The organism is Vibrio sp. 10N.247.310.23 (assembly GCF_041467155.1).
GTDB classification, from domain to species: Bacteria; Pseudomonadota; Gammaproteobacteria; order Enterobacterales; family Vibrionaceae; genus Vibrio; species Vibrio crassostreae_C.
Genome location: NZ_JBFSTZ010000011.1, coordinates 117,380 through 124,497 on the forward strand (window position 1 = coordinate 117,380; position 7,118 = coordinate 124,497).

The following is a 7,118-nucleotide window of genomic DNA, read 5'->3' on the forward strand; positions in this document are numbered from 1 at the left end:
TTAGTTAGCTTAACAAGTTCTTAATCTATTTTTGGTTATCATATGATGCGCCCACAATCTAATCATCACCCGCTCTGGGTACAGTGGGCGCAGCAAAACCCACTTCAACCAGCGTTAGTGACCACTCACCGCACTTATACTTGGCAGCAAGTGTTTGTGTTGGTTAGTGAGTACCAACAACAGCTATCTCATCAAGGCCTATTTGAAGGTGATGTACTGACGATTGTTGGTAAGAATCAAGCTGAAGTGATCCCGGTTTACCTTGCCGCACTCAATTTGGGTGTGGTTTGTGCGTTTACGATGCCTCAGCCTAGTTTACGCCTGAAGCAAAAGCTCGATTCCTTATATCAAACAGATCAACAGAGCTACCTTTGGCTTTTGGACAGTAGTGGGATAGAGCATTCAGAGGCTGCTGATTTGAATACTCAGTTGGTGACCTTGTCTTGCTTAAATGAAGTGAAGCTCGATGCTGATGGTAATCGGATAACGACACCTCAAGAATCCAATTTCAATCCGCAAAATCTAGCGAGCATCGTATTCACTTCAGGTTCTACCGGAAATCCCAAAGCGGTCGCCCACACGCTTGAGCAGCACTTATGTTCTGCGTCAGGGCTGCTTGAGGTGTTTCGCTATCAACAAGGTGACACTTGGTTACTGAGTTTACCTATGTACCATGTGTCGGGACTGGCGATAGTTCATCGTTGGTTGGCGGTTGGTGGCTGCATCAAAATAGGCACAGGTCAGCTTGAAACAGATATAGAAGAATGCAGTCACGCTTCATTAGTCGCTACTCAGCTACATCGATTGTTAAAGAGTAAGCAAGCACTTACTTTAACGCATGTACTTTTGGGTGGTAGTCATATACCAGAAGCACTTGGGCTCGAAGCTCAACAAATGGGCATCGAAACATGGCTTGGATACGGCATGACTGAAGCGGCTTCAACCGTGACCGCGAAGCCCGTTGATGCCGGCAGCACCGCCGGTTTTGTCCTTAACCATCGCCAGCTAAAAATTGAAGAACAACGTATCTTTATTGGTGGCGAGACGCTCGCGTCCGGGTATTACTATCAAGGTAACTTAACGCCATTAGTTGATAAGAGCGGTTGGTTTGATAGCAAAGATCTTGGTGAGTGGCTTGGCGAACAAGTGTCGATTATTGGCCGTGCCGACAACCAGTTTATTTCTGGTGGTGAGAACATTCATTGCGAAGAAATTGAGCGAGTACTTAACCAGCTGCCCGAAGTTAAGCAAGCCTTTATTGTGCCCATAGAAGACAGCGAATTTGGTTTTAGACCAGTAGCTATTGTGGACTGTGATGAAGTTCTAACCAAAGAATGGTTTGCAGAGCAGCTACAAGGAAGCCTAGAGCGATTTAAGTTCCCTATTGAGTATTACCGCATGCCTCAACAAGAACAGTTAGGTATTAAGGTATCGAGAGCGGGATTAGCGCAGTGGTTGTTGCAACACCGGCGCTCTAACTAATTGAGTCGGAGGTTTTTTGTTCACTTGGCCTGCAGTTAGTTAATTTAGCAATTAGATAGTTCAAAACAGAATTTATTATCTTTATAACCATCCATCATAATAAGCCATATAAATAACGGATTATAGAATAAGGTCTTATTATGAAAATTGCCCTCACCATTGCGGTTTTACTGCAGATAGGCCAAGCAATCATCTCGTCAGGGTTGACTCGTTCGTTGGCTGAGCTCACCGCATTTGTGTTGGTTGTGGTACTTGTTTTAATGAAAAGAGAGAGCAAGAAGAGTGATAAGCCCCTGTTTGATTCGTGATTGTTACAACAAAGAATACCCTTACCACAAACGATAAAGGCAAAGCCCATTGGAGCTTTGCCTTTTTGTTTTGTTGCTCGCTAACTTGAGTGTCTAGTTCACCGAACAAACATCTAAAGCGTTTCTATGCGGGCTAAGCGAGAGTTAACCACGCCAATGAACCCGTTGAGATCATGACCCACATTGTAATACCAAACATCAGTGGTTTCGGCCCTGCCGCTTTTAACTTCTCAACTGAAATACCACAGCCAATTAAGAACAAACACACGACCAGTGCTCGCTTAGACACATCAAAGATTCCTTGATAGACCATCTCAAATTGTGGCAGTAAGTCACTCACCGCGATAGCGGCGCAATAGAAGAAAATGAAGTAGGGAACCGTAATCTTCTTTTGATCGTTCTTGAAGATCATCGCACTAATTAAAGCGATTGGGATGATCCAAAGTGCGCGAGCGAGCTTCAATGTTGTCGCTGTCGTCAGTGCTTCTTCGCCATACGCTGAAGCTGCACCTACTACAGAAGACGTATCGTGAATCGCTATCGCTGCCCAAGTACCAAATGTTTGTTGGCTGAGCTCAAGCGCGTGACCAATCATCGGGAATAAGAATAGAGCAACCGAGTTCAACACGAATACGGTGGCTAATGCCAAGCCAATCTGTTCATCGTCTGCTTTGATCGCGGGTGCCACTGCTGCTATCGCGCTACCACCACAAATCGCGGTACCAGAAGATATAAGATAGCCCGTAGTGCGGTCTAGCCCCATTTGTTTCGCCAAGAACCAACCAATGACTAATGTACCGATAATCGTCGTTACAATGAGCCCAATACCATCGCCTGTTACTGCTAATGCTTTTTCAAACTGAATACCAAAACCCAAGCCAACAATAGAGTAGGCCAGTAGCTTTTTGGTAAGCTTGCCGACTTCCAAGTGTTCAGGGACTAATCCTAAACTAGCAAGCAGGAAACCGATAACCAGGGCTGTCGGTGAGCTAACCCAAGGCGTTAAGCAAAACAGTGCAGCAAGATAAAATGGAACGGACTTTTTTAGGTTCATTGTATTTAGAGTCTTGTTTTGTTGTGGCGTTATTGTGATGAGACCACTATACGTTCAATAAAATGATAAGTAAGTCTAAATGAATTGAACAAACGTTAAGGAAAACTTAACGCTTGTTCAACTGATATGAATAAAGGGCTGGTTAACTAGCGTAATGATCCGCGAAGGTCAGAGACTGACTGTCGAAGCGTTTCACAAGAGGCTTGTTTAGGTGAAATCGGCTCGCCAGCTTCTATCTCTAGCTTAGTCCAGAAGCGAGTGGGTAACCCTTTGCAGGCACGGCCTTTGTAACGACTAAAGTAGCTACCCCATAATCCTTTAAGAGCCATAGGAATCACTGGGACAGGGGAACGTTTGATGATCAGCTCCATACCACGCATGAACTCAGCCATTTCGCCATCAGAGGTGAGCTTTCCTTCTGGGAAAATACACACGATGTGACCTTCATGCAGGGCACGCTCTACTTCTTTGAAAGCGTTTCGAATCGAGTTGCGGTTGGTCGCGGAGATTGGAATCACCCCAGCTCTTTTCAAGAAGCGTCGAATTGGCGGCAACTTGGTGTAATCCTCTTCCATCACAAAACGGATCAAGCGAGGGCAAACCGCACTCAGCAGCAGTGCATCCATATAACTCACATGGTTGCAGACAATCAACGCACCGCCCTTTTCTGGCAGGTGATGTAAGTTCTTATGTTTAACTCTGTACATGGTGTGAGTGACCACCCACGTAAAGAAGCGGAAAGCGTAGATAGGCACCTGATAAAATAGGTACAGCATCACCAAAGTGTTGCCCACTGCGAGCAAGATAAACAGCTGCGGAATTGAAAGCTCTAGAACACTAAGGCAAACAATACCTAATACCGCACTTCCCACCATGAACAGTGAGTTGTAGATATTGAGCCCGGCAATCACTTGGGCACGCTCGTCGGGCTTGGCACGTAACTGCATCAGTGAATACAGAGGAACAATAAAGACACCGCCAGAGATACCCAGAAGCAGAAGGTAAGCAAACAGTGGCCACAGCTCTGAGTAGGTTACGAATTGATGGAAAGAACTAAAGTCAGGCAAAGACTCCGGGATGGATATCGCCATCAGAAGACCGAAGATCGAGATACCTAAGCTGCCCATTGGCACGATGCCGATTTCAATTCGGTGATTAGATAACTTATCACAAGCTAAAGAGCCGATTGCAATGCCTACCGAGAATAGTGCCAGTAAAAAGGCGACGGAGCTTTCAGTGCCGTTTAGATGCAGTTTAGTGAAGTTGGGAAACTGAGTTAGGTAAGCCGCACCAAGGAACCAGAACCAGCTGATAGACATCAGAGCTTGAAAGGTCGGGCGATCTTTTTTTGCAATCGCCAGTGTCGCGCGGGTCAGTTTTACAGGTTGCCACTTTACTTTAAGGTCTGGTGCATTACTTGGCGCTTGTGGGATAAACCAGCTTGATACATAGCCAAGCACGGCGAACGAAACAATACACACCGCAGCAATGAGCTTTGCGCCTTCTTCAGATGCAATGATGCCTGCGCCGAGAGTACCAATCAGGATCGCTAAGAATGTACCTGTCTCGACGAGAGCGTTACCAGATACCAGTTCTTTTGTTTCTAATTGTTGTGGAAGCAGGGCGTATTTCACCGGGCCAAAGAAAGCACTCTGCGTTCCCATAAGGAACAGGAGCAGAAGTAATATTCCGTAGCTTTCGTAGATGAATCCGATCGCACCCAGTGACATGATCACTACTTCGAGGAGCTTAACTTTACGGATAAACCACGATTTTTCGTATTTGTCGGCCAGTACACCAGCCAAAGCTGAAAATAGGAAGAAGGGCAGAATAAAAAGGCCAGCGGCCAAATTAATGAATAGATTGCTGGAAATAGGCAGCGTGTCTACGCTTGCGAAAGCAACAAACAGTAACAGGACATTTTTGAATATGTTGTCGTTAAAGGCTCCTAGAAATTGGGTAATAAAGTAGGGTAGGAACCTTTTTTGCGTTAACAGCGAAGATTGGCTGCTGTTGTTCATTGTCTTTCCTTGGATGATTACCAGTTGGTTAAGTAGTTTGAGACTAGGTTGTTGATCAGCTCTTTACCATCAATAGGCTCAGAGGCGAAAAATTTATCATCAACGCTAAGTAGAGTAATTCCGTGTACTCCAGACCATAATACACGGCTGGCTTTAACGACTTCGCTTTTCGTATGTTCAGGAGCAATCGCTACTAGCAACTGTTCTAGCATGCCTGTCATTCTATCGATGCGGTTCGATTGCCATTCAGGAAGGTTTTCACCGTTCATGTTGTGCTCAAAGATAAGCTGCCAACGGTGAGGGTGTCTCTGTGCAAAATCGTGGTAGCAGTAGGCAAGGTTGAATAGAGCTTGTTGAGGGTTGCTCGATTGTTCAACAGTTGCAGCGGATTCTGACGCCAGTTCATCTAATGTTTGAGCGACCACATGCAAAAGCAGTAGGTTGTAATTACCAAATACATTTACTAAGGTACTTGGAACGTAACCAATCATATTGGCGATTTTACGTAGACTTAGCTCGTGATAAGAGTGCTCTTCTAAGAAGTCGGTTACCGTTTTTAAGGTTAATTGCACTAATTGTTCGCGAGTATGATCGTTTCGTCTTGCCATGGGTACTTTCTATTAAATGAACATCGTTCAATATTTTAATGCTGCCCCAGAGTGCCGTCAATCCCTTCGCTAGTTTAGTAATCAATTAATAGCCGCAATATTATGATACATGTGTAAACACGGTGAATATTTCATTGTTCTTTGTTAACGAGTATGATTAAGGTGTCGAAAGATAAAAAACCTATAAAGGATAATAATGAAACGATTTTTCTCACTAGTCGCGATCCTGTTGGTAACAGTCGCGGTGACGCCAATCGCGGAAGCGAAAAAGTTTGGTGGTGGTAAGTCATTTGGCAAAAGCTTTAAAACGGCTCCAGCACCAAAACAACAAAACACGAATTCGATCCGTCAAGATCAAACAGGTAAGAACACAGCAGCTAACTCTAGCAAGAAAGGCCTTATGGGCGGTCTGCTAGGTGGTTTACTTGCTGGTGGTCTTTTAGCTGCATTCTTTGGTGGCGCATTTGAAGGTATCCAGTTCATGGATATTCTGATTATGGGTCTGATTGCTTTCCTAGCGTTTAAATTCCTACGCGGAATGTTGGGCGCGAAGCAGGGCTCAATGAATCAGCAGAATGCACGTGGCCAACAGCCAGCATTCGGCGGCATGGGTCAGAACAAGTTTGAACAACCTAAGCAACAACCAAATGTTCATAACTTCGAGCAAACACAACCTCAATCACAAGGCGCTGCTGGTGGTTTCGGTTTTGGTGCACAAAGCGATGTTCCACATAACTACCCACCGGGCTTTGATCAAGCGGCATTCATCAATGGTTCTCGTGAGCACTACCGTACACTGCAAGGTGCATGGAATCACAACGAGCTAAACACGATTGAAGAATACGTATCTCCAAGCCTATTTGAAGACCTAAAAGCTGAGCGTAATAAGCTAGACGGTGATCAGCACACAGACGTAATGTACGTTGATGCTGAAATCGTTCGCGCAGACCACGATGGTAGCAAAGCACAGCTAAGCCTTCAGTTTAGCGGTCGTTACCGTGACACAGCGGATGGCGTTGAAGAAGATATCACTGATATCTGGCATCTAGAGCGTGACCTAACAACTAACAATGCACCATGGTTAATTGTTGGTATTCAAGGTTAATTCCAGGATTTAACTCAACATCAATAGGATGTAGTTATTCGGAATAACACCAAATAATAGAAAGCCCCTGCTGAGAAATCAGCAGGGGCTTTTTTGCGTCTAATGATATGTATCTTAGTTAAAGATTGGATTAACCTGAGACTAACTAACTGATTTTATTTGGATGTAATGAGTAATGACAAAGTTCTTTGAACCCGTATTGGAGCCTGAGGTTACTTTGCAGCAGAAACAGATAATTGCGAACGAATGCGAAGAACATATATCGACCCATTGTTTAGGCTGCGCTGCTTATCTGGCTTGTGAGCGTCATGCAGAAGTATGGGATCACTGATGTTTGAATGGGCTAGATCGCTTAGTTATTTGTAGGAGCGGGTTAGTGTTTAGGAAGTTGAGGGTTGTTTTAGAAGACACGTTTAGTAAGAGATAAAGCTCAGAAACGAAAAAAGCCAACTCAATGAGTTGGCTTTTCGATTTTCCAATTAAGGAGAATATGGTGGAGGGAGACGGATTCGAACCATCGAAGGCAGTGCCGGCAGATTT

At 44.7% G+C, this 7,118-nt stretch carries 6 protein-coding genes; 3 read left to right on the forward strand and 3 right to left on the reverse strand.

Annotated features, from left to right (window positions below):
- The first annotated feature begins 42 nt into the window (after window positions 1–42).
- Window positions 43–1,482 (forward strand): o-succinylbenzoate--CoA ligase, encoded by a 1,440-nt coding sequence (gene menE, locus AB6D93_RS10725; RefSeq protein WP_102332810.1) that lies wholly within the window; start codon window positions 43–45, stop codon window positions 1,480–1,482.
- Between the two features lie 140 nt (window positions 1,483–1,622).
- Complete coding sequence (locus AB6D93_RS10730) at window positions 1,623–1,790, forward strand: hypothetical protein (protein ID WP_017060175.1); 168 nt, start codon at window positions 1,623–1,625, stop codon at window positions 1,788–1,790.
- A 133-nt stretch (window positions 1,791–1,923) separates the two neighbouring features.
- Here AB6D93_RS10730 and AB6D93_RS10735 read toward each other — a convergent pair whose 3' ends face one another.
- From AB6D93_RS10735 to AB6D93_RS10745, 3 genes are all read right to left on the reverse strand, one after another.
- A complete protein-coding gene (locus tag AB6D93_RS10735) occupies window positions 1,924–2,844 on the reverse strand; it encodes a YeiH family protein (protein WP_017060176.1) in 921 nt (306 codons plus the stop codon).
- Window positions 2,845–2,990: 146 nt separating this feature from the next.
- Entirely contained in the window at window positions 2,991–4,865 is a 1,875-nt protein-coding gene (locus AB6D93_RS10740; protein WP_102332809.1) for an MFS transporter, read from the reverse strand.
- A 17-nt stretch (window positions 4,866–4,882) separates the two neighbouring features.
- Window positions 4,883–5,473, reverse strand: coding sequence for a TetR/AcrR family transcriptional regulator (locus AB6D93_RS10745; RefSeq protein ID WP_048613073.1), 591 nt, complete (start codon window positions 5,471–5,473; stop codon window positions 4,883–4,885).
- 196 nt (window positions 5,474–5,669) lie between these two features.
- Between AB6D93_RS10745 and AB6D93_RS10750 the strand changes: the two genes are divergently transcribed.
- Entirely contained in the window at window positions 5,670–6,578 is a 909-nt protein-coding gene (locus tag AB6D93_RS10750) for a Tim44 domain-containing protein (RefSeq protein ID WP_017068945.1), read from the forward strand.
- The last annotated feature ends 540 nt before the right edge of the window (window positions 6,579–7,118 follow it).

Bases quoted from the DNA above. Each gene is read 5' to 3' on its own strand.
- AB6D93_RS10745 (WP_048613073.1), bottom strand. From the start codon at position 5,473: ATGGCAAGACGAAACGATCATACTCGCGAACAATTAGTGCAATTAACC.
- menE (WP_102332810.1), top strand. From the start codon at position 43: ATGATGCGCCCACAATCTAATCATCACCCGCTCTGGGTACAGTGGGCG.
- AB6D93_RS10730 (WP_017060175.1), top strand. From the start codon at position 1,623: ATGAAAATTGCCCTCACCATTGCGGTTTTACTGCAGATAGGCCAAGCA.
- AB6D93_RS10735 (WP_017060176.1), bottom strand. From the start codon at position 2,844: ATGAACCTAAAAAAGTCCGTTCCATTTTATCTTGCTGCACTGTTTTGC.
- AB6D93_RS10750 (WP_017068945.1), top strand. From the start codon at position 5,670: ATGAAACGATTTTTCTCACTAGTCGCGATCCTGTTGGTAACAGTCGCG.
- AB6D93_RS10740 (WP_102332809.1), bottom strand. From the start codon at position 4,865: ATGAACAACAGCAGCCAATCTTCGCTGTTAACGCAAAAAAGGTTCCTA.